Below are 24,728 nucleotides of genomic sequence, written 5' to 3'. Positions count from 1 at the left end.
GTTAATCGGTTGAGGTAACGCGGGTGGAGTGTCCGACGATAGGGGCCAGGGGCAACCAACCGCGGCCCCTGTCGCCGACTCCGAGAGACTCAGTGTGCTCATACGACTACTGCGGACCTATCTCAGGCCCTACAAGAAACCCATCGCCCTGCTGGTGGCGTTGCAGTTCCTGCAGACCTGCGCCTCCCTGTACCTGCCGACCCTGAACGCGGACATCATCGACGAAGGCGTCGTGAAGGGTGACTCGGGCTACATCCTGAGCTACGGCGCCCTGATGATCGGCATCTCGCTGGCCCAGGTGGTCTGCAACATCGGTGCGGTCTTCTACGGGGCGCGCACCGCGGCCGCCCTCGGCCGGGACGTGCGCGGTGCCGTCTTCGACCGGGTGCAGTCCTTCTCGGCGCGCGAGGTCGGCCACTTCGGCGCGCCCTCGCTGATCACCCGGACCACCAACGACGTGCAGCAGGTCCAGATGCTGGCCCTGATGACGTTCACGCTGATGGTGTCGGCGCCGATCATGTGCGTGGGCGGCATCGTGATGGCGCTCGGCCTGGACGTGCCGCTGTCCGGGGTGCTGCTCGGGGTCGTGCCGGTGCTGGCGATCTGCGTCACGCTGATCGTGCGGAAGCTGCGCCCGCTGTTCCGGAAGATGCAGGTGCGCCTCGACACGGTGAACCGGGTGCTGCGCGAGCAGATCACCGGCAACCGCGTCATCCGCGCCTTCGTGCGCGACGAGTACGAGCAGCAGCGGTTCCGGAAGGCCAACACCGAGCTGACCGACGTGGCCCTCGGCACCGGCAACCTGCTGGCGCTGATGTTCCCGGTGGTCATGACGGTGGTGAACCTGTCGTCGATCGCGGTGGTGTGGTTCGGCGCCCACCGGATCGACAGCGGCGGGATGCAGATCGGCGACCTGACGGCGTTCCTCGCCTACCTGATGCAGATCGTCATGTCCGTGATGATGGCCACCTTCATGTTCATGATGGTGCCGCGCGCGGAGGTGTGCGCCGAGCGCATCCAGGAGGTCCTGGAGACCGAGAGCAGTGTGGTGCCGCCGACGGCGCCGGTCACCGAGCTGCGCCGGCACGGGCACCTGGAGATCCGGGATGCGGGCTTCCGCTACCCCGGTGCCGAGGAGCCGGTGCTCAGGAACATCGCCCTGGTGGCCAAGCCGGGCGAGACGACCGCCGTCATCGGCTCGACGGGCAGCGGCAAGTCGACGCTGCTGGGCCTGGTCCCCCGGCTCTTCGACGCCACCGAGGGCGAGGTCCTGGTCGACGGGGTGGACGTGCGGACCGTCGACCCGAAGACGCTGGCCAAGGTGGTGAGCCTGGTGCCGCAGAAGCCGTACCTCTTCGCCGGCACCGTCGCGACCAATCTGCGCTACGGCAATCCGGACGCCACGGACGAGGAGCTGTGGCACGCGCTGAAGGTGGCGCAGGCCAAGGACTTCGTCTCCGAGCTGGAGGGCGGGCTCGACGCACCGGTCGCGCAGGGCGGCACCAATGTGTCGGGCGGTCAGCGCCAGCGCCTCGCGATCGCGCGGACGCTGGTCCAGCGCCCGGAGATCTACCTCTTCGACGACTCCTTCTCCGCCCTCGACTACGCCACCGACGCGGCGTTGCGGGCCGAGCTGGCCCAGGAGACCGCCGAGGCGACGGTGGTGATCGTGGCGCAGCGGGTGTCGACCATCCGGGACGCGGACCGGATCGTCGTGCTGGACGAGGGGCGGGTGGTCGGCGTGGGCCGGCACCACGAGCTGATGGCGGACAACGAGACCTATCGGGAGATCGTGCTCTCCCAGCTGACGGAAGCGGAGGCTGCCTGATGGCCGGGCCTGCGGGTCGCATGATGGCCGGGGGCGGCCCCGACCAGCGATCGATGGACTTCAAGGGGTCGAGCAAACGGCTCGTCTCCCAGTTCCGGCCGGAGCGGGCGACGCTGTTCACGCTGCTGGCGTGCGTGGTCGTCAGCGTCGGCCTCAACGTGGTCGGGCCGAAGATCCTCGGCCGGGCCACCGACCTGGTCTTCGCGGGCATCGTCGGGCGGGACATGCCGTCCGGGGCCACGAAGGAGCAGGTCCTGGCCACCATGCGCGAGCGCGGCGACGGCAACGTCGCCGACATGCTGCGCAGCACGGACTTCACCCCGGGCCAGGGCATCGACTTCGGCGCGGTCGGCGAGGTGCTGCTGCTCGCGCTGGCGACGTTCGCGGTGGCGGGGCTGCTGATGGCGGTGGCCACGCGGCTGGTGAACCGGGCGGTGAACCGGACCATGTTCCGGCTGCGCGAGGACGTGCAGACGAAGCTGTCCCGGCTGCCGCTGTCCTACTTCGACAAGCGCCAGCGCGGCGAGGTGCTCAGCCGCGCCACCAACGACATCGACAACATCGGGCAGACGCTCCAGCAGTCGATGGGCCAGCTGATCAACTCGCTGCTCACCATCATCGGCGTGCTGGCGATGATGTTCTACGTCTCCTGGATCCTGGCGCTGGTCGCCCTGGTGACCGTGCCGCTGTCCTTCGTGGTGGCCACGCGGGTGGGCAAGCGGTCGCAGCCGCAGTTCGTGCAGCAGTGGCGCTCGACGGGGCAGCTGAACGCGCACATCGAGGAGATGTACACCGGGCACGCGCTGGTGAAGGTGTTCGGGCGCCAGGAGGAGTCGGCGCAGCAGTTCGCCGAGCAGAACGACGCGCTGTACGAGGCCGGGTTCAAGGCGCAGTTCAACAGCGGGATCATGCAGCCGCTGATGATGTGCGTGTCCAACCTGAACTACGTGCTGGTCGCGGTGGTCGGCGGGCTGCGGGTGGCCTCGGGCCAGCTGTCCATCGGCGACGTGCAGGCCTTCATCCAGTACTCCCGGCAGTTCTCGATGCCGCTGACGCAGGTCGCGTCGATGGCGAACCTGGTGCAGTCGGGCGTGGCGTCGGCGGAGCGGGTCTTCGAGCTGCTGGACGCCGAGGAGCAGTCGGCGGACCCGATCCCGGGCGCCCGGCCCGAGGACCTGCGCGGCCGGGTGGAACTGGACCACGTGTCCTTCCGCTACGACCCGGAGAAGCCGCTGATCGAGGATCTGTCGCTGAAGGTGGAGCCGGGCCACACGGTCGCCATCGTCGGCCCGACGGGCGCGGGCAAGACGACCCTGGTCAACCTGCTGATGCGGTTCTACGAGGTCTCCGGCGGGCGGATCACCCTGGACGGCGTCGACATCGCGAAGATGTCCCGGGACGAGCTGCGGGCCGGGATCGGCATGGTGCTCCAGGACACCTGGCTGTTCGGCGGCACCATCGCGGAGAACATCGCGTACGGGGCGTCGCGGGAGGTCACCCGCGGGGAGATCGAGGAGGCCGCGCGGGCCGCGCACGCCGACCGGTTCGTACGGACGCTGCCCGACGGCTACGACACGGTGATCGACGACGAGGGCACGGGGGTGAGCGCGGGTGAGAAGCAGCTGATCACCATCGCGCGGGCGTTCCTGTCCGACCCGGTGATCCTGGTGCTCGACGAGGCGACGTCGTCCGTGGACACGCGGACGGAGGTCCTGATCCAGAAGGCGATGGCGAAGCTGGCGCACGGGCGGACGTCGTTCGTGATCGCGCACCGGCTGTCGACGATCCGGGACGCGGACACGATTCTGGTGATGGAGGACGGGGCGATCGTGGAGCAGGGGGCGCACGCGGAGTTGCTGGCCGCGGATGGTGCGTACGCGCGGTTGTACAAGGCGCAGTTCGCGGAGGCTGTGGCTGAGGTGGGGTGACGGGTTGCCCGGCGTCGGGGTGCCGCTGCGCCCACCCGTGCCGCCCTGCGGCACGATTGCCCGCAGCTACGGGGGTCAGTCCAAGTAGCCCCTCAGCTGGTCCGCGTAGGCGTGGTCGCGGAGTTTGTTGAGGGTCTTGGACTCGATCTGGCGGATGCGTTCGCGGGTGACGCCGAAGAGGCGGCCTATCTCCTCCAGGGTGCGGGGGCGGCCGTCGACCAGGCCGTAGCGGAGCTGGACGACCTTGCGTTCGCGTTCGCCGAGGGTGGAGAGCACCGCCTCCAGGTGCTGGCGCAGCAGCAGGAACGCGGCCGACTCGACGGGGCTGGCGGCGTCGCCGTCCTCGATGAGGTCACCGAGGGCTACGTCGTCCTCCTCGCCGACCGGGGCGTGCAACGACACCGGCTCCTGCGCCAGGCGCAGCACCTCGCCGACCCGCTCGGGCGCCAGGTCCAGGTGGGCGGCGACCTCCTGCGGGGTGGGTTCGTAGCCGCGTTCCTGGAGCATCCGGCGCTGGACGCGGACGACCCGGTTGATCAGCTCCACGACGTGGACGGGGACGCGGATGGTGCGGGCCTGGTCGGCCAGGGCACGGGACATGGCCTGGCGGATCCACCAGGTGGCGTAGGTGGAGAACTTGTAGCCCCGGGCGTAGTCGAACTTCTCGACCGCCCGGATCAGGCCCAGGTTTCCCTCCTGGACCAGGTCCAGCATGGTCAGCCCACGCCCCACGTAGCGCTTGGCCACCGACACCACGAGCCGCAGGTTGGCCTCGATCAGGCGCCGCTTGGCCAGGCGGCCCATGACGACGAGCCGGTCGAGGTCCAGGGCGAGGCGGCTGTCCAGGTCGACGGCGTGCCGCAGCTTCTCCTCGGCGAACAGTCCGGCCTCCACCCGCCGGGCGAGGTCGACCTCCTCGGCCGCGGACAACAGCGGGATCCGGCCGATCTCGCGCAGGTACTGCCGGAACAGGTCGGAGGAGGGCCCGCCGGACTCCGTACGGGTGGGCGGCGGCGGTTCCGGGTGCTCGGGCACGTCCGCGGGGGCGCCAGGGTGGGACACCGCCGTTCCGGCACCGGGCTGCGCGGGCATCGCGACGAGCACGCCGCGCTCCGCGTCCGGCTCCGCGCCGCCGGGACCGGTGTCGGTCTGGGTGAGGGTCTGGGTCTGCACGGGGGCGACCTCCAGGATGGACGCGGCCGGCGGGGGCCGGCGGCGGTACGTCGGGGGGGCGGAGCCGGCTCGCTCGCCGCTGTCCGCCTCGCACGCGTGCACTCAGGTACCGCCCCCAGTGTGGGGTACGACACATCGCCGCCACGAGGGGCGTGCGGTGACTTTTTGCGTCCGGGGCGTGACCGCACGGTTACCCGCGGGTGTTCCCGGGCCGGTTCTAGAGCGCGGCGGCGCCGTGTTCGCGCAGGTTCTGGTCGTACTGCTGGAGGATCCACAGCTCGTTCTGCACGGCGGCCAGTTCGGCGGGGTCGCCGTGGCCGGAGAGGCGGGTGAGGCGGCCGGTGATGTCGCGGATGCGGCGCTCGACGGCCCGGCGGCGGACGGTGACGAGCTGGGCGCCCGCGTAGACCTCGTCGACGCCCTTCACGCCGCGGTGCAGCATGATCGCCTCGACCGCGAGTTCGGTGACCATGGCGCGGACGGCGTCGTCGGGGGCGGCCTCACGGACCCGGACCAGGTAGTCCTGGGGGTCCTGGACGCCGAACTCGGCGCCGCCCGCTTCCATGATCGCCTCGCGTACGGCGGCGTAGGGCGGGGCGGTGAACTCGTCGGCGCCGTACGCGTCGAAGGCCGGGGAGACCAGCTCGGGGCGCTGGAGGGCGAGCTTGAGCAGCTCGCGTTCGGTGGCGAAGACCGGGTTGCGGAGGTTGAGGGCCGGGCCCCGGGGGGTGGCCGTCCTGGGTCCGGCCTGCTGCTGCGGGCTGCCGCCGCGCTGCCGCTGGTCGGGGGCGGGTCCCTTGCCGCCGCGGTCGCGGGCCCAGCGGGCCAGCTGGGCGATCCGCTTGACCACGAACTGGGTGTCGAGGATGCCGAGCATGCCGGCGAGCTGCACGGCGACCTCGTGCTGGGCGCCGCTGTTCTTGATCCGGGCGACGACCGGCGCGGCCTCGTCCAGGGCGGCGGCGCGACCGGCGGGGGTGTCCAGGTCGTAGCGGGCCACGATCTGGCGCAGCGCGAACTCGAAGAGCGGGGTGCGCGGCTCGACCAGGTCGGCGACGGCGTCGTCGCCCTTGGCCAGGCGCAGGTCGCAGGGGTCCATGCCGTCGGGGGCGATGGCGATGTAGGTCTCGGCGGCGAACTTCTGGTCGTCCTCGAAGGCGCGCAGGGCCGCCTTCTGTCCGGCCGCGTCGCCGTCGAAGGTGAAGATGACGCGGGCCGAGCCGTTGTCCATCAGCAGTCGGCGCAGGATCTTGATGTGGTCGCCGCCGAAGGCGGTGCCGCAGGTGGCGATGGCGGTGGTGACCCCGGCGAGGTGGCAGGCCATGACGTCCGTGTAGCCCTCGACGACGACGGCGCGGGACGCCTTGGCGATGTCCTTCTTGGCGAGGTCGATGCCGTAGAGGACCTGGGACTTCCTGTAGATGGCCGTGTCGGGGGTGTTCAGGTACTTCGGGCCGTTGTCCGCCTCGTAGAGCTTGCGGGCGCCGAAGCCGACGACGTCGCCGCCGATGTCGCGGATGGGCCACATCAGCCGGCCGCGGAAGCGGTCGATGGGGCCGCGGCGGCCCTCCTGGGACAGGCCGGAGAGCAGCAGCTCCTTGTCGCTGAAGCCCTTGCCGCGCAGAAAGCGGGTGAGGTGGTCCCAGCCCTGGGGGCTGTAGCCGACGCCGAAGTGCTCGGCGGCGGCCTGGTCGAAACCGCGGTCGGCGAGGAAGGCGCGGCCGGTGTCCGCCTCGGGGCCGGTGGCGAGCTGCTCCGCGTACCACTGGGCGGCGATCTTGTGGGCCTCGACCAGGCGGATGCGCTCACCGCGCTGGTGGGAGGGGTTGTACCCGCCCTCCTCGTAGCGCAGGGTGATGCCGGCCTGGCCGGCCAGGCGCTCGACCGCCTCCGAGAAGGTGAGGTGGTCGATCTTCATCACGAAGGTGATGGTGTCGCCGCCCTCCTGGCAGCCGAAGCAGTGGAAGAACCCCTTGCTCGGACTGACCTGGAAGGACGGCGACTTCTCGTCGTGGAAGGGGCACAGCCCCTTCAGGTTGCCACCGCCCGCGTTGCGCAGCTGGAGGTACTCCGAGACGACGGCGTCGATCGGGACCGCGTCCCGTACCGCCTTCACGTCCTCGTCGTTGATCCGTCCTGCCACGCGTGAAGTCTACGGGGACGGTACGACAACTATGCGACGAGGCTTTCGAGGGATACGTGCGGGTTCGCCAGGGCCTCCGTGTCCACCCGGGTCTTCGAGCGGATCAGCTGCTGGATCGGCTCCGTGACGTCCCACACGTTGACGTTCATCCCGGCCAGCACCCGGCCCTCCTTCAGCCAGAAGGCGATGAACTCGCGCTTCGCCGCGTCCCCGCGGATCACCACCTGGTCGTACGACCCGGCCGGCGCCCAGCCGGAGTACTCCATGCCCAGGTCGTACTGGTCGGTGAAGAAGTAGGGCACGCGGTCGTGGGCGAGGCCCTTGCCGAGCATCGCGCGGGCGGCGGCCGGACCGCCGTTCAGGGCGTTGGCCCAGTGCTCCACGCGCAGGCTGGTGTCGAAGAGGGCGTGGTGGAAGGAGGCCACGTCGCCCGCCGCGTAGACGTCGGGGTCGGAGGTGCGCAGGTGGTCGTCGACGACGATGCCGCCGCCGTGGGCCCGGTCGGCGATCTCCAGCCCGGCGGCCTGGGCGAGCGCGGTGCGCGGGGCGGCGCCGATCGCGGCGAGCACGTCGTGCGCGGGGTGCTCCTCGCCGTCGTCGGTGCGGGCGGCCAGCACCACACCGTCCTGGCCGACGATCTCGGTCAGCTTCACACCGAAGCGGAAGCGGACGCCGCGCGACTCGTGCAGCTCGGCGAAGACGGAGCCCAGCTCGGGACCGAGGACGCCGTGCAGCGGGGTCGGAGAGGGCTCGATGACGGTGACCTCCGCCCCGTACTCCCGGGCCGCGGCCGCGACCTCCAGGCCGATCCAGCCCGCACCGGCGATCACCAGGTGGCCGTTGTCCCGGCCGAGGGAGGCGAGGACGCCCTTGAGGCGCTCGGCGTGGGCCAGGCGGCGCAGGTGGTGGACGCCCGCGAGACCGGTGCCGGGGACGTCCAGACGACGGGGCTCGGCGCCGGTCGCGATGAGCAGCTTGTCGTACCTGACGTGGGTGCCGTCGTCGCCGTAGTGGACGGTCTTGGCGGCGCGGTCGATCGCGACGACGGTCTGGCCGAGGTGCAGCTCGATGTCGTGCCGCGCGTACCAGGCGGGTTCGTGCACGAAGACGCTGTCGCGCTCCTCCTTGCCGAGGAGGTAGCCCTTGGACAGCGGCGGGCGCTCGTAGGGGTGGTCGCGTTCGTCGCAGACGAGGATCACCCGGCCGGTGAACCCCTCCGTGCGGAGCGTCTCGGCCGCCTTCGCGCCCGCCAGGCCGCCTCCGACGATGACGAATGTCTGATCCGCGTCGACCACTTGTTTGCCTCCTCGTCAGGGTGCCGCCACATGCGAGCGTCCCGCACGTGGCGTGGTGCGGGAAGGGGCAGTGACCCGTTCAGGCCACGGAGTGCCGCGATCCGGGCCGTGTCCGGGTCATGCCTGTCCCGCCGCCAGTCTCATGGATGCCCCGTCAGGCGGGCGTGAAGCGAGCGGGCCGAGGCGTCGGTGAGGGAGGCGATCTGGTCGACGACCACCCGTTTGCGCGCCCGGTCGTCGGCGGCCCCGTCGAACAGCGCGCGGAACTGGGGGTCGAGCCCGTCCGGCGCGCGGGCGGTGAGCGCCTCGGCCAGCTCGGCGACGACGATCCGCTGGTCGGCGCGGAGCCGCTCCTGCTCGGTGCGCTGCATGACGTAGCGGACGGCGACCGCCTTGAGGACGGCGCACTCCATGCGGGTCTCGCGGGGCACGACCAGCTCGGCGGTGTACCGGGTGAGCCGGCCGTCCCCGTACGCGGCCCGGGTGGCGGCCTCGGCGGCCAGGCAGAAGCGGCCGATGAGCTGACTGGTGGCGTCCTTCAGCCGCGCCTGGGCGACCGCCGAGCCGTCGTAGCCGTGTGGCCACCAGTCCTGGGCGAGGAGGCGGTCGAGGGCGGCGGCCAGTTCGGCGTGGTCGGTGCCGGCGGGGACGTAACGTCCGACGGCGGCGTCGAACACTGCCTCGCGCTCGGGGTCGGCGAGCAGGCAGTTCGGGTCGATGTGACCGGCGTGCAGACCGTCCTCGACGTCGTGCACGGAGTACGCCACGTCGTCGGCCCAGTCCATGACCTGCGCCTCGAAACAGGTGCGGGCGCCGGGGGCGTCCTTGCGGAGCCATTCGAAGACGGGCCGGTCGTCGTCGTACACCCCGAACTTGGGCGAGGCGGGGACGGAGGGGTGGGCTCCGCGGGGCCACGGGTACTTGGTGGCGGCGTCGAGCGTGGCGCGGGTGAGGTTGAGCCCGACGGAGCCGTCCTCGGTGAACCGCTTGGGCTCGATGCGGGTGAGGAGCCTGAGCGACTGGGCGTTGCCCTCGAAGCCGCCGCAGTCCTCGGCGAAGGCGTTGAGCGCCTGTTCCCCGTTGTGCCCGAAGGGCGGGTGGCCCAGGTCGTGCGCGAGGCAGGCCGCCTCGACGAGGTCCGGGTCGCAGCCGAGGGCGGCGCCCAGCTCACGGCCGACCTGGGCGCACTCCAGGGAGTGCGTGAGGCGGGTGCGGGGGCTGGCGTCCCAGACGGGGCTGCCCTCCCCCGGCGCGACGACCTGCGTCTTCCCGGCGAGGCGGCGCAGGGCGCCGGAGTGCAGGATGCGGGCGCGGTCGCGCTGGAAGGCGGTGCGGCCGGGGCGTTTGTCCGGCTCGGGAGCATAGCGGGCGGCCGACGCCGGGTCGTACGGGGTGGGGGGTGCGGTGCCTTCCATGTCGTGAACAGTATGCGGAAGGTGTGACAGGTGGGGCGCCTATGCGGGTGCCGGGTGCGGTCCGATTGCCAGTGCGGCGTGCGGCATGGCTGGTCGCGCCCACGCGGCGGAGCCGCAGGTCGACTCGTCCCGCGCCCCTTGGCGTCCGTTGGTCTCGTCGCCTGCTTCAAGTGCCTGGTCGTAGCGGTGGAGCAGCAGGCGGGCCATGGACGGGTGGGTGCCCAGGGGCTCGGAGACGATCCACGGGGCCGCTGCCGCGCACTGGGTCGCGAAGCGGCCCGGGGCCGTGAAACAGGAGGCGACGGCCACGCGGCGGTAGCCCCGGGCCGTGAGGGTACGTACCGCCTCCGGGACCGTCGGGGGCGCCGCCGAGGCGTACGCCGGGACGACCGGGACGCCCAGGCGGGTGGCGAGGAGTGCCGCCGTACGGGCGGTGTCGGCGCGGGACTCCGGGTCCCGGGAGCCCGCGGAGGCGAGGACGACGGCGTGGTCCGGGCCCGCGTGGGTGGGCAGGCCGGCCTCCGTGAGGCGGGCCTGGAGGGCGTCCACCAGGAGGGGGTGCGGGCCGAGCGGGGCGGCCACGCGGGTGCGGGCCGGGGAGGCCGCGGCCATCTCCGGGATGTCCCGTTTGACGTGGTGGCCGCGGCTGAGCAGGAGGGGGACGAGGACCGCCGCCCCGTCGCCGAGGGCGGTGAGGGTGTCCGGCAGCAGGGGCTCGTTCAGCTCGACGTGGCCGAGGTGCACCGGCAGGGCGGGGCGCAGGGCGCGGACCCGGTCGAGGAGGGCCCGTACGGTGCTGAGCGCGCGCGGGTCGCGGCTGCCGTGGGCGACGACGACCAGGGCGGGGGTGCCGCCGGTGGCCGCCGCGGGCCTGTTGCTCGTCACTGTCGTCGCCGTCATGCTCCGAGGGTGGCGGCCGGACGTTGCCGTCCCGTTGCGCGCGTGTCACGGGGATTTTCCGTCGGTTCACACGGCGCCGGACCGTCCGTGTGAGCGGCCGGTGAACCGGGCGGCGCGCGCGGACGTCCCTGGTGGCAGGAACCGACCGGGGAGGGGACCGTCCCAATGCGCCGCCCGAGACTTCGCAGACCGCGCCTGCCACGCACCCGGAAGGGGCAGCGGCGGCTGGTGCGGGCGGTGATGGCGGGGTGCGTGCTGGCGCTGCTGCCGAGCGCGTGGCTGCACCTGGCCACGGACGACCGGCTGCGCACCGCCGCCGACGTGCCGCGCACCGGGGTCGCGGTCGTCTTCGGGGCCGGGCTGTGGGACGGGGAGCCGTCGCCGTACCTGGCGCACCGGCTGGACGCGGCGGCACAGCTGTACCGGGCGGGGCGGATCGAGGTGGTGCTCGTGACCGGGGACAACAGCCGCGAGGAGTACGACGAGCCGGACGCCATGCGCGCCTACCTGGTCCGGCACGGGGTGCCCGACGGGCGGATCGTCAGCGACTACGCGGGGTTCGACACCTGGGACTCCTGCGTCCGGGCGAAGAAGATCTTCGGAGTCGACCGGGCGGTGCTGATCAGCCAGGGCTTCCACATCCGGCGGGCGGTCGCCCTGTGCCAGGAGGCGGGGGTGGCGTCGTACGGCGTCGGGGTCGACGACGAGCACGACGTGACCTGGTACTACGGGGGCGCCCGGGAGATCCTCGCGGCGGGCAAGGCGGCGCTGGACGCGGTCTTCGAGCCGGACCCGCACTTCCTCGGCCCGAGGGAGCCGGGGGTGGCGCGGGCCCTGGCCGACGCCGGATGACGCGTCCCTCACCGCGGCCCGGCGGGGGCGGGGAGGTCGCCGTCCCCGCCGTGTAACAGGGCGCCGCCCGGTCGCGTAACACGGCAGCCGCAGGCTGGGCGGCATGCAGAACACCGGCACGCGGAACCCCGCCACCACCCCCACGCACTGCCCGTACTGCGCGTTGCAGTGCGGGATGAACCTGACGCCCGTCGAGGGCGGGACCGTCGAGGTGTCCGAGCGGGCGGACTTCCCGGTGAACCGGGGCGCGCTGTGCGGCAAGGGGCGTACGGCGGCGGCGGTGCTGGCGCCGGGGGCGCGGCTGACCTCGCCGATGGTGCGGTCCGGCGACGGGACCCTGGTGCCGGCCGGCTGGGACGAGGCGCTGGACCGGATCGCCGGGAACCTGGAGCACACGCGGGCGCGGTACGGGGCGGACGCGCTCGGGGTGTTCGGCGGGGGCGGGCTGACCAACGAGAAGGCGTACGCGCTGGGCAAGTTCGCCCGGGTGGTGCTGGGCACCTCGCAGATCGACTACAACGGGCGGTTCTGCATGTCGTCGGCCGCGGCGGCCGGGACGAGGGCCTTCGGGCTCGACCGGGGGCTGCCGTTCCCGCTGGAGGACATCCCGAGGACCGGGTGCGTGATCCTCGTCGGGTCGAACCCGGCGGAGACGATGCCGCCGTCGCTGCGCTACTTCACCGAGCTGCGGGAGAACGGCGGCACGCTGATCGTCGTCGACCCGCGCCGCACGAAGACCGCCGAGCAGGCCGACCTGCACCTCGCGCCCCGGCCGGGGACCGACCTCGCCCTCGCGCTCGGCATGCTGCACCTGGTGGTCGCCGAGGGCCGGGTCGACGAGGCGTACGTCGAGGAGCGCACGTCCGGCTGGGAGGCGGCGCGGGCGGCGGCGATGGCGCACTGGCCGGAGTACGTGGAGCGGATCACCGGGGTGTCCGTTCCCGAACTGCGGCAGGCGGTACGGCTGTTCTGCGCGCCCGAGGCGGCGATGGTGCTCACCGCGCGCGGGCCCGAGCAGCAGGCCAAGGGCACGGACACGGTGGGCGCGTGGATCAACCTGTGCCTGGCGACCGGGCGGGCCGGGCGGCCCCTGTCCGGGTACGGCTGTCTGACCGGGCAGGGCAACGGGCAGGGCGGGCGCGAACACGGACAGAAGGCCGACCAGTTGCCGGGGTACCGCAAGCTGACCGACCCGGCGGCGCGGCGGCACGTCGCCGAGGTGTGGGGCGTGGACCCGGACGCGCTGCCGGGGCCGGGGCGCAGCGCGTACGAGCTGCTGGACGCGCTGGGGACGGACGTCAGGTCGCTGCTGGTGATGGGGTCCAACCCGGTCGTGTCCGCGCCGCGGGCCGCGCACATCGAGGGGCGGCTGCGGTCGCTGGACTTCCTGGCGGTGTGCGACGTGGTGCTCTCCGAGACGGCGGAACTGGCGGACGTCGTCCTGCCGGTGACGCAGTGGGCGGAGGAGACGGGGACCACGACGAGTCTGGAGGGGCGGGTGCTGCTGCGGCGGCGCGCGATCACGCCGCCGGACGGGGTGCGCGGCGATCTGGAGGTGCTGCACGGGCTGGCGGGGCGGCTCGGCGTGGAGAAGGGGTTCCCGACCGATCCCGAGGAGGTCTTCGAGGAGCTGCGGCGGGCGAGCGCGGGCGGTCCGGCGGACTACTCCGGGATCGGCTACCGGCGGCTGGCGGAGGGGAACGGCGTGTTCTGGCCGTGCCCGGCGCAACCCGCGGCCGACGGCACGGACGCCGCCGACACCGGCAGCGGCACCGGCACCGGCACCGGCACCGGCAACAGCACCGGCAGCGGCGGCAGCGACACCGACTCCGGCTCCGGCAGGGACACCCGCACCGGCACCGGCAACAGCACCGCCACGGACAGCGACACCGGCGGCACGGGCAGCGGCAGCGCCCCCTGCACCGTGCCCCACCCCGGCACCCCGCGCCTCTTCCTCGACCGCTTCGCCACCGACGACGGCCGGGCCCGCTTCGCGCCCGTGACGCACCGGCCGAGCGCCGAGGAGCCGGACGACGAGTACCCCGTGCTGCTGACCACCGGCCGGGTCGTGTCGCAGTACCAGTCCGGGGCGCAGACCCGGCGGGTGGCCGAGCTGAACGCCGCCGCTCCGGGCCCCTTCGTGGAGCTTCACCCGCGGCTCGCGGCGCGGCTGGGGGCGGCCGAGGGCGACCCGCTGGCGGTCGTGTCCCGGCGGGGGCGGGCGGTGGCACCGGCCCGCATCACCACCGGCATCCGGCCCGACACCGTGTTCATGCCCTTCCACTGGCCGGGCGAGGGCCGCGCCAACACCCTGACCAACCCGGCCCTGGACCCGACCTCGCGGATGCCGGAGTTCAAGGTGTGCGCGGTGCGGGTGGAAACGGTGACGTTCTAGCGGCGTCCCGGCGGGGTCCTGGCGACGTCATTCTCTCCTCTCATGATCTCCACGTGAGCGCTATGGACATGTCATGCCCCGGGTTCTTGAATCCGGGTCAGCAACAGCGCCCGCAAGCGCCGAAAGGCGCGTCCGCACCGAGGAGATCGATGAGCCGAATACGGCACGTCAGAGGTTCCCGTCTCGCCCTGGCCGGTACCGCCGCCACCACCGCGACCCTGCTGATCGCCGCCCTCGCCCCCGGCGCCGCGGCCGCCGGCCGTCCGGCCCGCGCCACCGCCCTCGACCACGCCGCGGCTGCCCTGTCGGAGCACGCCGCCGCCCTGGGCCTGACGGGGGACCAGGACACCGAGGTCCGCGACGTCATCGTCGACGAGGACGGCACGCAGCACGTCCGCTACGACCGCACCTACCACCGACTCCCCGTCCTGGGCGGCGACTTCGTCGTCCACCTCGCCCCCGACGGCGACTTCCGCGGCGCCGACCGCGCGACGGACACCCCGCTCTCCCTGCCCTCCGTCGCCCCGAAGCTGTCGGCACCGAAGGCCGCCGACCTGGCCTCGAACGCGTTGCGCGCGGCCAATCCGGGCGAGCTGCTCGAGAAGCTCACCGCCCGGCCGGAGCTGGTCGTCGACGCCCTGCACGGCGCCCCGAGGCTGGCCTGGCGGACCGACGCGGCGGCGCTGGACTCCCTAGGCAACCCGGTCGCGCGCACCGTGCTGACCGACGCGGGCACGGGCGCCCGCATCGACGCCTGGGACACCGTCGAGTCGGCGTCCGGCGACGGGAAGTCGCTGTACGGGGGCACGGTGCCGCTGGAGACGACGCCGTCCGGGTCGTCGTACCGGCTCAAGGACCCGACGCGCGGCGACACGTACACGGGTGACGCGGAGAACGGGACCGACCTGTGCATCCTCACCATCTGCCTGTCGCGGGCGCCCGCGACGCTGTTCACCGACGCCGACAACCACTGGGGCACGGGGGCCGCGGACGACCGGGCCTCGGCCGCGGTGGACGCGCAGTACGGCACGGACGCCACCTGGGACTACTACGAGGACGTCCACGGGCGCAGCGGCATCGCGGGTGACGGCAAGGGCTCGTACAACCGCGTGCACTACGGCAACAAGTACAACAACGCCTTCTGGGACGACGGCTGCTTCTGCATGACGTACGGCGACGGTGACGGGACGACCTTCGGGCCGCTGGTCTCGCTGGACGTCGCCGCTCACGAGATGTCGCACGGGGTGACGTCGAAGACGGCGGCGCTGACGTACTCGGGCGAGTCCGGCGGCCTGAACGAGGCGACCTCGGACATCTTCGGCACCCTGGTGGAGTGGCACGCGGACAACTCCGCCGACCCCGGGGACTACCGAATCGGCGAGAAGGTCGTCCGGGACGGCTTCGGCCGGGAAGCCCTGCGCTACCTGGACCGGCCGAGCAGGGACGGCAGCTCGGCCGACTGCTGGAGCACCTCGCTGGGCGACCTGGACGTCCACTACTCCTCCGGCGTCGCCAACCACTTCGCCTACCTGCTGGCCGAGGGCAGCGGTGCGCGGACCGTGGGCGGCGTGGCGTACGACTCCCCCACCTGCGACGGCTCCACGGTCTCCGGGATCGGCCGGGACAAGCTGGGCGACATCTGGTACCGGGCGCTGACGGTGTACATGACCTCGTCCACCGACTACGCGGGCGCCCGCGCCGCCACCCTGAGCGCGGCCAGTGACCTGTACGGCACCGACAGCGCCGAGTACGCCGCGGTCGGCGCGGCGTGGAGCGCGGTGTACGTCGACTGACCCCGACTGACCCCCGGCCGTCCGGCGCCCGTCCCCGCCGCGCTCGCTTACGCTTGCGGCGAGAGCACGAACGAGGGGACGGAAGCCGTGAGCCTGAGGCAGTTCGAGTACGCCCTGGCCGTCGCCGAGGAGGGCTCGGTGACGGCCGCGGCCGAGGCGCTGCGCGTCGCCCAGCCCTCGGTGTCCCAGCAGATCCGCGGTCTGGAGCGGGACCTCGGCGTGGAGCTGTTCTCCCGCACCCCGACCGGTCTGGTGCCCACCGTGGCCGGCCGCGCCTTCCTGCGGGACGCGGAGATCGCGGTGAACGCGGCGCGCCGGGCGCGGGCGACGGCGCGGGCCGGCTCCGAGGAGCTGGCGGGCGAGCTGGTGGTCGCGGTGCAGATGGGCCTGGGCACCCGGCAGCTGCCGGGCGCCCTGAGCGCGCTGCGCCGCCGCTTCCCCCGCCTGGAGGTCACCGTCTTCGAGGAGCCGAACCCGACCGAGCTGGAGCGGCTGGCCCGCGGCGGCGTGCTGGACCTCGCCATCATGGCCGGACCGTGCGACGAGGGCCTGTACGACGGCCACCACCTCGGCGACGAGGAGTTCGTCGTGGTGCTGGCCGCCGGGCACCCGCAGCTCGCCGCGGACCGGGTCGCGCTGCGGGACCTGGAGCGGGAGCCGTGGGTGCGGTTCGACCCGGCCAGCGCGCTCGACGGCGTACTGGTGGAGGTGCTGCGGGAGAACGGGCTCGCCCCGACCACCGTCGCCCGGGTCTCCCAGACGGCGACGGCCGTGCGCTGGGCCGCCCACGGCCTCGGGGTGACGTTCGTCCCGGCCTCCGCGGTGCCCCCCGGTCACGAGCACCTGGTGCGTCCGGTGTCCCCGGCCGTGTCCCAGCCCGTGGTCGCCGCGGTGCGGCCCGGCGCGGGCCCGGCGGAGACGGCGCTGCTGGAGTTCCTGCGCCAGGAGACCTGGTACCGGTTCGCTCAGAGCTGGGTGGCGCCACCGTCCACGGCCAGCTCGGCGCCGGTCGTGTAGGTGGCGTCGAAGGCGAGGAAGGCGGCGGCCCGGGCGATCTCCTCGGGGGTGCCGAAGCGCCGCATGGGGTTGTCCGCGACCCGCTCCGCCTTGAACCGCTCGGCCTCCTCGGCGGTCATCGCCGCGTCCAGGGCTCCGGTGTCGACGGGTCCCGGGCTGACCGCGTTGACCCGGATGCCGCGGGGCAGCAGCTCACGGGAGAAGCTGCGGGCCATCGAGCGCAGCGCCGCCTTCCCGGCCGCGTAGACGCTGGTGTCCGCCATGCCGATGACATTGGCGACCGAGGTGGTGAGGACGACGCCGGCGCCCGTGTTCAGCAGCGGGGCGAGCTTCTGCACGGTGAACCAGGCGCCCTTGACGTTGATCGCGAACAGCTCGTCGTAGGCCTCCTCGGTCGTCGATTCGAGCGGCGTGAGGGTCGCGATGCCGGCGTTGACGAACAGGGCGTCGACCGTGCCCAGTTCGGCCTTCACACGGTCGGTGAGGGCGTCCAGGTCCGGCAGTGAGGCCACGTCGCCCCGGACGGCCACCGCGTTCTCGCCGAGCCGCTCCCGCGCGGCGTCGAGCGTGGCCTGCGAACGGCCGGTGATCACCACCCGGGCCCCGTCGGCCACCAGCAGTTCCGCCATCGCGAGACCCATGCCACTGCCGCCACCCGTGATCACGGCGTTCTTGTTGCTGTACCTACCCATTTCCGGATCCCTTTTCCGCAGGATTTGCAGCTTCATTTTCCCAGCTGCACTTTTCCAGCCGCATTATTACGCTCGACTTTTCCGGCTCGACTCTTCCGGCTCGGTTTTTCCGGCTCGGCTTTGCCAGCTCGACTCTTCCAGCTCGGCTTTTTCGGAGGTCAGCCCCTGGGATATTCCCCGCCGTCCACCGCGAGGCTGGTCCCGGTCACCCAGCCCGCACGGTCGGACACGAGGAACAGCACCGCGTGGGCGATGTCGTCGGGCAGGCCGTCGCGCCCCAGCGGGGCGGTGCCGCTCGGGGCCGGTCCGGCGTCGAGACGCGCCCAGTGCTCCCGGGTCTCCTCCCCGCCGGGGGTGGAGGTCCGGCCGGGACTGACGGTGTTGACCCGGACGCCGGAGGGGGCCAGCGTCGCGGCCAGTCCGGCGCTGTAGTTGTCCAGCGCCGCCTTCGCCGCCTGGTAGTGCAGGAACGGCGGTGCGGGGGGCGCGACCGCGGCGGTGGAGATGTGCACGATCGCTCCCGAGCGCCGTTCCCGCATGCCCGGTACCAGCAGCGAGTTCAGCCGGACCGACGCGAGGAGGTTCAGGTTCAGCGTGTCCAGCCACTCCTCGTCGGGGATGACCAGGCCGTCCTTGTGGGGCCGCGCCCCGCCCGCGTTGTGGACCAGGATGTCCACCCCGCCGAGCGCCTCGCGCGCGGCCCCGGCGAGCGCCTCGGCTCCGGCGAGGCTCCGCACGTCCGCCTGCACGAAGCGCGCCCCCTTCGGCGCCGGGCCCGTCGCCGACCTGGCGGTCGTGATCACCTCGGCGCCGGCGTCCAGGAGCCGGCGGACGATCGCCGCTCCGATTCCGCGCGTGCCGCCGGTGACCAGGGCCCGCTTTCCCGCGAGCTCCCTGTTCTCCGACGCGTTTTCCTGCACGGCCATGGCATTTTTCCTTTCGCCTTCGCATGATGACTCCCACACGGTAGGTCCGGAAATCGAAGGGAGGCAAAGACGAAATTGCAGCGGCTGCCATAGGAAGCTCCTATGGCAGCCGGGCGGCGTTTCCGTGACGCCTCACGCGCCGTCGTAGGGGTGCTTCTCCTTCGCCTCCCGCAGGGCCCGTCCCCACCACACCAGCTGGTCGAGCATCGTCTTGGCCGCCGCGTCCGGCCCTGACGGGTCCCTGAGCCTGCCCTCGTCGTCGAAGGAGGCGCCCGCGTTGTGGAAGGAGACGGTGTCGCGGACGGTGACGGCGTGCAGTTCGGCGAAGACCTGGCGCAGGTGCTCGGCGGCCCGCAGGCCGCCGGCCAGACCGCCGTAGGAGACCAGGCCGACGGGCTTGGCCCGCCACTCGGTGAAGTGCCAGTCGATGACGTTCTTCAGGCCGGCCGGGAACGAGTGGTTGTACTCGGGGGTCAGCACGACGAACGCGTCGGCGTCCGCCAGTTTCGGGGTGATCTCCGCCAGTGCGGCGGTCGCCTCCGGGGTCGGGGCGAAGGTCGTGGGCAGCTCGGTCCCGGCGATGTCCACCACCTCGGGGACCAGGTCGTCGTGGGCCCGGAGGTGGTCCAGGAGCCAGTCGGCGACGACGGGGCCGAAGCGGCCCTGGCGGTTGCTGCCGACGAGCAGGGTGACGCGGAGCGGTGCGGTCGTGGTGTTCATGCGGGAGAGCCTGATACCTCAAGTTTGCTCGAGGTCAAGCCGCCTCGGTCCCGGGCCCGTTCGGAGGCACCGGTCACCCGTTCACACCCGCCCGGGGAGCGGGCCGGGGCCGGTGCCACTTACCTCGGTAGGGCAGGGGCCACCGAAGAGCTCAAAGGAGCACCGATGCGACGTACCGCCCGCCTGCTGACCGGTACCGCGCTCGCCGCCGCGGCCGTCGGTCTGACCGCCGCGGCCACCGCGGCCCCGGTGTACGCCGGGGATGCCGTCGCCACCGGCGGCCTGACGGTGTATCCGGCCTCGGTCGTGCCGGGCGACCGGGCCGTGGTGACGACCGCGGCGTGCGGCGGGGGCGGCTCGGCCGCGGGTGACGCGAGCGCGGTCGGCGCGGGCGCGTTCCCGCTGGCGCCGGGCACCGGCGAGGGCGAGGCGACCGGCCACTTCGAGGTGCCGCCGAGCGCGCAGCCGGGGACGTACGAGATCGTCGCGACCTGCGGGGACGACGAGCGGCGGGTGACGGGCGACCTGGTGGTCACGCTGACCTCGGCCGCCGAGCAGGTGTACCCCAGAGGAAGCGTGAAGACGGGGGTCGGCGGCGCGCTTGGCCCCGACCCCGTGCAGACCGCGGCCGGCGTGGCGGCTCTCGCCGTCGCCGCCGCGGGCGGTACCTGGCTCCTGCATCGCCGGGCGAGAGGCGACGGGATCTGACGGGCACCCTCCGCTGCCCGTCCGCCGGTACCGCACTTCCCCACCCCCTCCGGGTCCGACGCCCCTCGCGGCCCGGAGGGGGCCGGGGGTCCCAGGGATCCGAGGGAGAGGGGACGTCATGCGCAGGGTCAAGGACACCGCGATAGCGGCCGTCACCGCCGTCGCCCTCTGCTCGGGGGCGTGGCTGCTGCTCGGCGGCGCCCGCACCGACGCCCCGCCGCAGCCGTCGGCCGCTCAGGCCCGCACCACCGGCCAGGCCGACCGGGGTGACCGGGGCGCCGCCGCACCGGCGCTGCCGCCCTCCCCGCCGGACCGCGTCCGCATCCCGGCGATCGGCGTGGACGCCCCGCTGACCGGCCTGGGCCTGACCGGCACGGGCAGCCTGGACGTACCGCCCGCCGAGAAGAAGAACCTCGCCGGCTGGTACGAGGCGGGCACCACCCCCGGCGAGAAGGGCACCGCGATCGTCGCCGGGCACGTCGACAACGCCGAGGGGCCCGCGGTCTTCTACCGCCTCGGCGCCCTGAAGAAGGGCTCGGCGATCGAGATCGACCGGCGCGACGGCGGCGTCGCCGTCTTCACCGTGGACGCGGTGGAGGTCTACGCCGCCGACGCCTTCCCCGACGAGAAGGTCTACGGCGCCGCCGACCGCCCCGAACTGCGCGTCATCACCTGCGGCGGCCCCTACTCACGCAGTACCGGCTACCAGGGCAACGTGGTCGTCTTCGCCCACCTGACCGGGAGCCGGTGACGCGTTCAGCACGTGCGCCTTCCCCCACGCGCCGAGCGGCACCAGGGCCTCGTTGAGCGCGACGCCCCGGGCGGTCAGCGAGTACTCGACGCGGGGCGGCACCTCGCCGTACTCCTCGCGGTGCACGATGCCGTCGGCCTCCAGCTCCCGCAGCTGCGCGGCGAGCACCTTCTCGGTGACGCCCGGCAGTGCGCGGCGCAGCGCGCCGAAGCGGTACATGCCCTCGCCGAGGGCCCAGAGGATCAGTACCTTCCATTTCCCGCCGATCACGTCGATCGCCGCGTCGACCCCGCAGTGGTACGCCCCCGGCCGCCGTGCCGTCCCCATACCCGTCACCCCGTCCCTGCCCGCTGCCTGCACGCTTCCGCCGGGGTAACCACCCACTCCGAAGTACGTACTTGAGCGGTCACCGGCCCCGTCGGAACCTGATCACCATGACTGACAAGACACCCGCCGCCCGTATTCCGCTCACCGTCCTCGGCACCGGCGCCATGGGCACCGCCCTGACCCGCGCCTGGCTCGCCGCCGGCCACCCCGTGACCGTCTGGAACCGCACCCCGGCCCGCGCCGGGGCCCTCGCCGCCGCGGGGGCGAGGGTCGCCGCGAGCGCCGGTGAGGCGGTGGCCGCGAGCCGCCTGGTGATCGTCTGCCTGCTCGACGACGCCTCGGTCGGCGAGGCCCTGGACGGGGCCGGGCTGACCGGGCGGGACCTGGTGAACCTCACCACCGGGACGCCCGCCGAGGGCCGCGCCCGCGCCGGGTGGGCGCGGGAACGCGGAGCCCGCTTCCTGGACGGCGGGATCATGGCCGTACCGCCGATGATCGGGTCTCCCGACTCCGGCGGACACATCCTCTACAGCGGCTCCGCCGAGCTGTTCGACGAACACCGGAACACACTCGCCGTGCCGGCCGGTACGCGCTACGTCGGTACGGACCCGGGATTCGCGGCGCTGCACGACGTGGCGCTGCTGAGCGCGATGTACGGCATGTTCGCGGGCATGGCGCACGCCTTCGCCCTGATCGGCCCGGAGGACATCGCCCCGGAGGACTTCGCACCGCTGCTGGTGTCCTGGCTCGGCGCGATGTCCGGCTCGGCTCACCGGGCCGCCGGGCAACTGGCGAGCGGCGACTACGGCAAGGACGTCGTCTCCAACCTGGCGATGCAGGTGGCGGGGAGCGCGACCCTGCTGCGCACGGCGGAGGAGCAGGGGGTGAGCACGGAGCTGCTGACGCCGTACCTGGCACTGATGGAGCGGCGGCTCGCCGAGGGGCACGGGGCGGAGGACACGACGGGGGTGGTGGAACTGCTGAACCTGCGCCGGGCCGCGGCGGACCGCCCCTAGGCCACCCACTGTTCGTACGCCAGGTTCGCCACCAGTGCGAAGACGACGGTCAGCAGGACGACGCGGACGAAGCCGCTGCCCCTCTTGAGGGCCGTGTGGGCGCCGAACATGCCGCCGGCCAGGTTGAAGGCGGCCATCAGGACGGCCAGCTGCCACAGCACCGCGCCCTGCCAGGCGAAGGTGGCGAGGGCGCCCGCGTTGGTGCAGCAGTTGACGATCTTGGCGGTGGCGGAGGCGGTCACCAGGTCCAGGTGGAGCAGGGCGGTGAGGGCCAGGACCAGGAAGGTTCCGGTGCCGGGGCCGATGAGGCCGTCGTAGAAGCCGATGCCGAGGCCCGCCAGACCGATCGCGGCGAGGATCTGGCGGCGGGTGGCCGGGCCGGTGGCGGGAGCGGTGCCGAAGGCGGGGCGGAAGATCACGAAGGCGGCGACCGCGAGCAGCACCACCATGATCACCGGCTTCAGGACCTCGGTGCTCATCCCGGCGGCGAAGAAGGCACCGCCCGAGGACCCGGCCAGCGCCGCGAGGCCGATGCGTACGGCGGTGCCCACGTCCACCGGCGCCTTGCGGGCGTATGTCACCGCCGCGCCGGTGGTGCCGACGATGGCGACCGCCTTGTTGGTGCCGAGCGCGTGCGCGGCCGGGGTGCCGGACGGCAGGCCGAGCAGGAGCGCGGGCAGGAGCAGGAGGCCGCCGCCGCCCACCACGGCGTCGATCCAGCCGGCCGCGAGTGCGGCGAGGCAGAGCAGGACGACCGTGGTCAGCGATATGTCGGGCATGATCGCGACCCTATGGACGGGATGGATGTGCCGTCCATCGAGATGAGGGACTTCTGAGGTTCACGCCCCGGCGTCGACGACGGCACGGACCACGGCGGCGACCTCCTCGCGCCCGGTGGGCCGCAGGTCGACGGAGTTGTGGATGGAGAATCCCTCGACCAGCGCGTCCAGGGCCCGTGCGGTGAGCGGGTCGAAGTGCCTGGCCAGGGAGGACCGGCTGGCCTGCATCCAGGAGCGCATGACGGCGCGCACCTCGGGATTGCGGGTGGCGAAGGCGTAGAGCTCGTAGCTGAGCAGGAGGTTGCGGTCGGTCCCCCAGACCTTGCCGCAGATGATCTCGACGACCGCCTCCTCGGCCTCCTGCCGGGTCCGCGCGGCCTCCAGCAGCGCGCCGTAGCGGGTGGAGACGGTCTCCGCGAGCCGGGTGAAGGCGGCGGTCAACAGGTGCTGCATGTCGTCGAAGTAGTAGGTGAGCGACCCGAGCGGCACGCCCGCCGCCTCCGCGATCCTGCGGAAGGTCACCTTGATGGCGCCGTGCTCCGCGACGACGTCGAGCGCGGCGTCGAGGATGCGTTCGCGGCGCCGGGGGTCGTTGGGGCCACGAGTGCTGCCTGTCATCGCCGTTGTCCGCCTTGTCTGCTCGGTCTGCTCGGTCTGCTCGGTCTTCTCGGTCGCCGATCCGGTGTGTACATTTGTGCATACTCGGTGGGCGGTGCGGGATCGTCGCCCGCCCGTGACGCATTGTCTCCAACACCGGCGGAGCCCTTCCTTGACAGACCGTGCCGTGGGCCGACGCCGCCGGGCGCTGTACCTCTTCTTCTTCCTCAACGGCATCGCCATGTCCTCATGGATCACGCGCACCCCGGACGTCCGTGACCGTCTGGGCGTGTCCACGGGGCAGATGGGGCTGGTGCTGTTCGGTCTGTCCGTCGGTTCGATGGCCGGCATCCTCTGTTCCGGCCGTTTCGTGTCGCGGTTCGGGACCAGACCCGTGACGGCGTTCGGCACCCTGTGCGTCGTCGCGAGCGTCGTCGTCGTGGGCGCGGGCAGCGCCCTCGCCTCCGCGCCCCTGGTCACCGCGGGACTGTGCCTGTTCGGCGTGGGCGTCGGGTCGGGCGAGGTGGCGATCAACGTGGACGGTGCCGACGTGGAGCGGATCACCGGCAGGCCGGTGCTGCCGACCCTGCACGGGTGCTTCAGCCTGGGCACCGTCATCGGCGGCCTGGCAGGCATGGCGGCCACCGCCGCGGCGTTCCCCGCCCACTGGCACCTCCTGGCGGTGGCCGCGGTGACGGCCGCGATCTTCGGTTACGCCATCGGTGCCGTCCCGGCCGGGACCGGTGTCCGTGCCGCGGCGCCCGCCTCGGACTCCGCGCGGCCGGCGGGCCCGCAGGTCTGGAAGGACCGGCGGCTTTTGATGATCGGGGTCATCGTCCTGGCCATGGCGCTCGCCGAGGGCGCCGCCAACGACTGGCTGCCGCTGCTCATGGTCGACGGTCACGGTCTCGACGCCGCCGTCGGCTCGCTCGTCTTCGTGGGGTTCGCCGCCGCGATGACCCTGGGCCGCTTCGGCGGCGCGTTCTTCCTCAACCGTCACAGCCGGGCGACCGTCGTGCGGGCCAGCGCGGTCTCCGGGGCCGTCGGTCTGTGCCTGGTCATCTTCTCCGACAACGCCGTCGTGGCCGCGGCGGCCGTCCTGTTCTGGGGACTGGGCGCGTCCCTGGGCTTTCCGGTGGCCCTGTCGGCGGCGGGCGACTCGGGGCCCGACGAGACCGCCCGGGTCGGCCTCGTGGCGACGATCGGCTACATCGCGTTCCTGGTGGGACCGCCCACCCTCGGCTTCCTGGGCGATCACTACGGACTGCGTCCGGCGATGGTCGTGGTCCTGGCGTTCGTCGCCACGGCCGTTTTCGCGGCCCCTGCCGCCGGTACCCGCGGATCCCGGCAGCGCGCGTCCGACACCGCCGTCCCCGCCGACACCGCCCTTTCCGCCGAACTCGCCGTGGAGCGTCCTGGGCAGCGCACCGACGGGTGACCGCGTGACCGGCGCGCGTCGGCGACGACTGGCGC

The 24,728-nt window shown here is 72.9% G+C and carries 21 protein-coding genes; 10 read left to right on the top strand and 11 right to left on the bottom strand.

Features of this window, described 5'->3' with window-relative positions:
- The first annotated feature begins 94 nt into the window (after window positions 1-94).
- Window positions 95-1,828, top strand: coding sequence for an ABC transporter ATP-binding protein (locus ACFYZ3_RS00905; protein WP_388512969.1), 1,734 nt, complete (start codon window positions 95-97; stop codon window positions 1,826-1,828).
- Window positions 1,828-3,756, top strand: coding sequence for an ABC transporter ATP-binding protein (locus ACFYZ3_RS00900; protein WP_388512966.1), 1,929 nt, complete (start codon window positions 1,828-1,830; stop codon window positions 3,754-3,756). Before ACFYZ3_RS00905 ends, ACFYZ3_RS00900 begins: the two co-directional genes overlap by 1 nt.
- 75 nt (window positions 3,757-3,831) lie before the next feature.
- Here the strand turns inward: ACFYZ3_RS00900 and ACFYZ3_RS00895 are convergent, their stop codons facing one another.
- The 5 genes from ACFYZ3_RS00895 to ACFYZ3_RS00875 all read right to left on the bottom strand — a co-directional run bounded on the left by ACFYZ3_RS00895 (window position 3,832) and on the right by ACFYZ3_RS00875 (window position 10,682).
- A complete protein-coding gene (locus ACFYZ3_RS00895) occupies window positions 3,832-5,031 on the bottom strand; it encodes an RNA polymerase sigma factor (protein ID WP_388512964.1) in 1,200 nt (399 codons plus the stop codon).
- Between the two features lie 115 nt (window positions 5,032-5,146).
- Complete coding sequence (dnaG, locus tag ACFYZ3_RS00890) at window positions 5,147-7,072, bottom strand: DNA primase (RefSeq protein WP_388512962.1); 1,926 nt, start codon at window positions 7,070-7,072, stop codon at window positions 5,147-5,149.
- 29 nt (window positions 7,073-7,101) lie between these two features.
- Window positions 7,102-8,367 (bottom strand): NAD(P)/FAD-dependent oxidoreductase, encoded by a 1,266-nt coding sequence (locus ACFYZ3_RS00885; protein ID WP_388512960.1) that lies wholly within the window; start codon window positions 8,365-8,367, stop codon window positions 7,102-7,104.
- Window positions 8,368-8,507: 140 nt separating this feature from the next.
- Window positions 8,508-9,782 (bottom strand): deoxyguanosinetriphosphate triphosphohydrolase, encoded by a 1,275-nt coding sequence (locus tag ACFYZ3_RS00880; protein WP_388512958.1) that lies wholly within the window; start codon window positions 9,780-9,782, stop codon window positions 8,508-8,510.
- A gap of 39 nt (window positions 9,783-9,821) precedes the next feature.
- A complete protein-coding gene (locus ACFYZ3_RS00875; RefSeq protein ID WP_388512957.1) occupies window positions 9,822-10,682 on the bottom strand; it encodes a sirohydrochlorin chelatase in 861 nt (286 codons plus the stop codon).
- 165 nt (window positions 10,683-10,847) lie between these two features.
- Between ACFYZ3_RS00875 and ACFYZ3_RS00870 the strand changes: the two genes are divergently transcribed.
- From ACFYZ3_RS00870 to ACFYZ3_RS00855, 4 genes are all read left to right on the top strand, one after another.
- Window positions 10,848-11,534, top strand: coding sequence for a vancomycin high temperature exclusion protein (locus ACFYZ3_RS00870; RefSeq protein WP_388512955.1), 687 nt, complete (start codon window positions 10,848-10,850; stop codon window positions 11,532-11,534).
- Window positions 11,535-11,637: 103 nt separating this feature from the next.
- The gene (locus ACFYZ3_RS00865) at window positions 11,638-13,929 is read left to right on the top strand and encodes a molybdopterin oxidoreductase family protein (protein WP_388512954.1); all 2,292 of its coding nucleotides are present in this window, start codon (window positions 11,638-11,640) and stop codon (window positions 13,927-13,929) included.
- 149 nt (window positions 13,930-14,078) lie between these two features.
- Entirely contained in the window at window positions 14,079-15,722 is a 1,644-nt protein-coding gene (locus tag ACFYZ3_RS00860; protein ID WP_388512952.1) for a M4 family metallopeptidase, read from the top strand.
- Window positions 15,723-15,809: 87 nt separating this feature from the next.
- Window positions 15,810-16,739 (top strand): LysR family transcriptional regulator, encoded by a 930-nt coding sequence (locus ACFYZ3_RS00855; RefSeq protein WP_264331990.1) that lies wholly within the window; start codon window positions 15,810-15,812, stop codon window positions 16,737-16,739.
- Here the strand turns inward: ACFYZ3_RS00855 and ACFYZ3_RS00850 are convergent.
- The 3 genes from ACFYZ3_RS00850 to ACFYZ3_RS00840 form a co-directional block, all read right to left on the bottom strand.
- Entirely contained in the window at window positions 16,688-17,431 is a 744-nt protein-coding gene (locus ACFYZ3_RS00850) for an SDR family oxidoreductase (RefSeq protein WP_388512951.1), read from the bottom strand. The two genes, ACFYZ3_RS00855 and ACFYZ3_RS00850, sit on opposite strands and share 52 nt — an antisense overlap.
- Before the next feature lie 158 nt (window positions 17,432-17,589).
- Window positions 17,590-18,357, bottom strand: coding sequence for an SDR family oxidoreductase (locus ACFYZ3_RS00845; protein ID WP_388512949.1), 768 nt, complete (start codon window positions 18,355-18,357; stop codon window positions 17,590-17,592).
- Window positions 18,358-18,489: 132 nt separating this feature from the next.
- On the bottom strand, window positions 18,490-19,077 hold the full coding sequence (locus tag ACFYZ3_RS00840) for an NADPH-dependent FMN reductase (protein ID WP_388512946.1): 588 nt from the start codon (window positions 19,075-19,077) through the stop codon (window positions 18,490-18,492).
- Window positions 19,078-19,242: 165 nt separating this feature from the next.
- Between ACFYZ3_RS00840 and ACFYZ3_RS00835 the strand changes: the two genes are divergently transcribed.
- Both ACFYZ3_RS00835 and ACFYZ3_RS00830 read left to right on the top strand, forming a co-directional pair.
- Window positions 19,243-19,785 (top strand): hypothetical protein, encoded by a 543-nt coding sequence (locus ACFYZ3_RS00835; protein WP_388512944.1) that lies wholly within the window; start codon window positions 19,243-19,245, stop codon window positions 19,783-19,785.
- Window positions 19,786-19,903: 118 nt separating this feature from the next.
- Entirely contained in the window at window positions 19,904-20,536 is a 633-nt protein-coding gene (locus ACFYZ3_RS00830) for a class F sortase (RefSeq protein WP_361000766.1), read from the top strand.
- Here the strand turns inward: ACFYZ3_RS00830 and ACFYZ3_RS00825 are convergent.
- Window positions 20,474-20,863, bottom strand: a complete 390-nt coding sequence (locus tag ACFYZ3_RS00825; RefSeq protein WP_388512942.1) for a winged helix-turn-helix transcriptional regulator — start codon at window positions 20,861-20,863, stop codon at window positions 20,474-20,476. The two genes, ACFYZ3_RS00830 and ACFYZ3_RS00825, sit on opposite strands and share 63 nt — an antisense overlap.
- A 107-nt stretch (window positions 20,864-20,970) precedes the next feature.
- Here ACFYZ3_RS00825 and ACFYZ3_RS00820 point away from each other — a divergent pair, with 107 nt between their 5' ends.
- Complete coding sequence (locus ACFYZ3_RS00820) at window positions 20,971-21,879, top strand: NAD(P)-dependent oxidoreductase (RefSeq protein WP_388512940.1); 909 nt, start codon at window positions 20,971-20,973, stop codon at window positions 21,877-21,879.
- Here the strand turns inward: ACFYZ3_RS00820 and ACFYZ3_RS00815 are convergent.
- Window positions 21,876-22,658: a sulfite exporter TauE/SafE family protein gene (locus ACFYZ3_RS00815; protein ID WP_388512938.1), complete on the bottom strand. Its 783-nt coding sequence runs from the start codon at window positions 22,656-22,658 to the stop codon at window positions 21,876-21,878. The two genes, ACFYZ3_RS00820 and ACFYZ3_RS00815, sit on opposite strands and share 4 nt — an antisense overlap.
- Window positions 22,659-22,718: 60 nt before the next feature.
- Window positions 22,719-23,276 (bottom strand): TetR/AcrR family transcriptional regulator, encoded by a 558-nt coding sequence (locus ACFYZ3_RS00810; RefSeq protein ID WP_388512936.1) that lies wholly within the window; start codon window positions 23,274-23,276, stop codon window positions 22,719-22,721.
- Between the two features lie 151 nt (window positions 23,277-23,427).
- On the opposite strand from ACFYZ3_RS00810, the gene ACFYZ3_RS00805 reads away from it, so the two are divergent.
- Window positions 23,428-24,693 carry an MFS transporter gene (locus ACFYZ3_RS00805; protein WP_388512933.1) on the top strand — a complete coding sequence of 422 codons (1,266 nt, stop codon included), beginning with the start codon at window positions 23,428-23,430 and terminating at the stop codon, window positions 24,691-24,693.
- The last annotated feature ends 35 nt before the right edge of the window (window positions 24,694-24,728 follow it).

Origin of the sequence: Streptomyces sp. NPDC001599 (assembly GCF_042893535.1) — a bacterium.
GTDB lineage: Bacteria > Actinomycetota > Actinomycetes > Streptomycetales > Streptomycetaceae > Streptomyces.
This window is presented reverse-complemented; position numbering and strand designations above follow the sequence as displayed.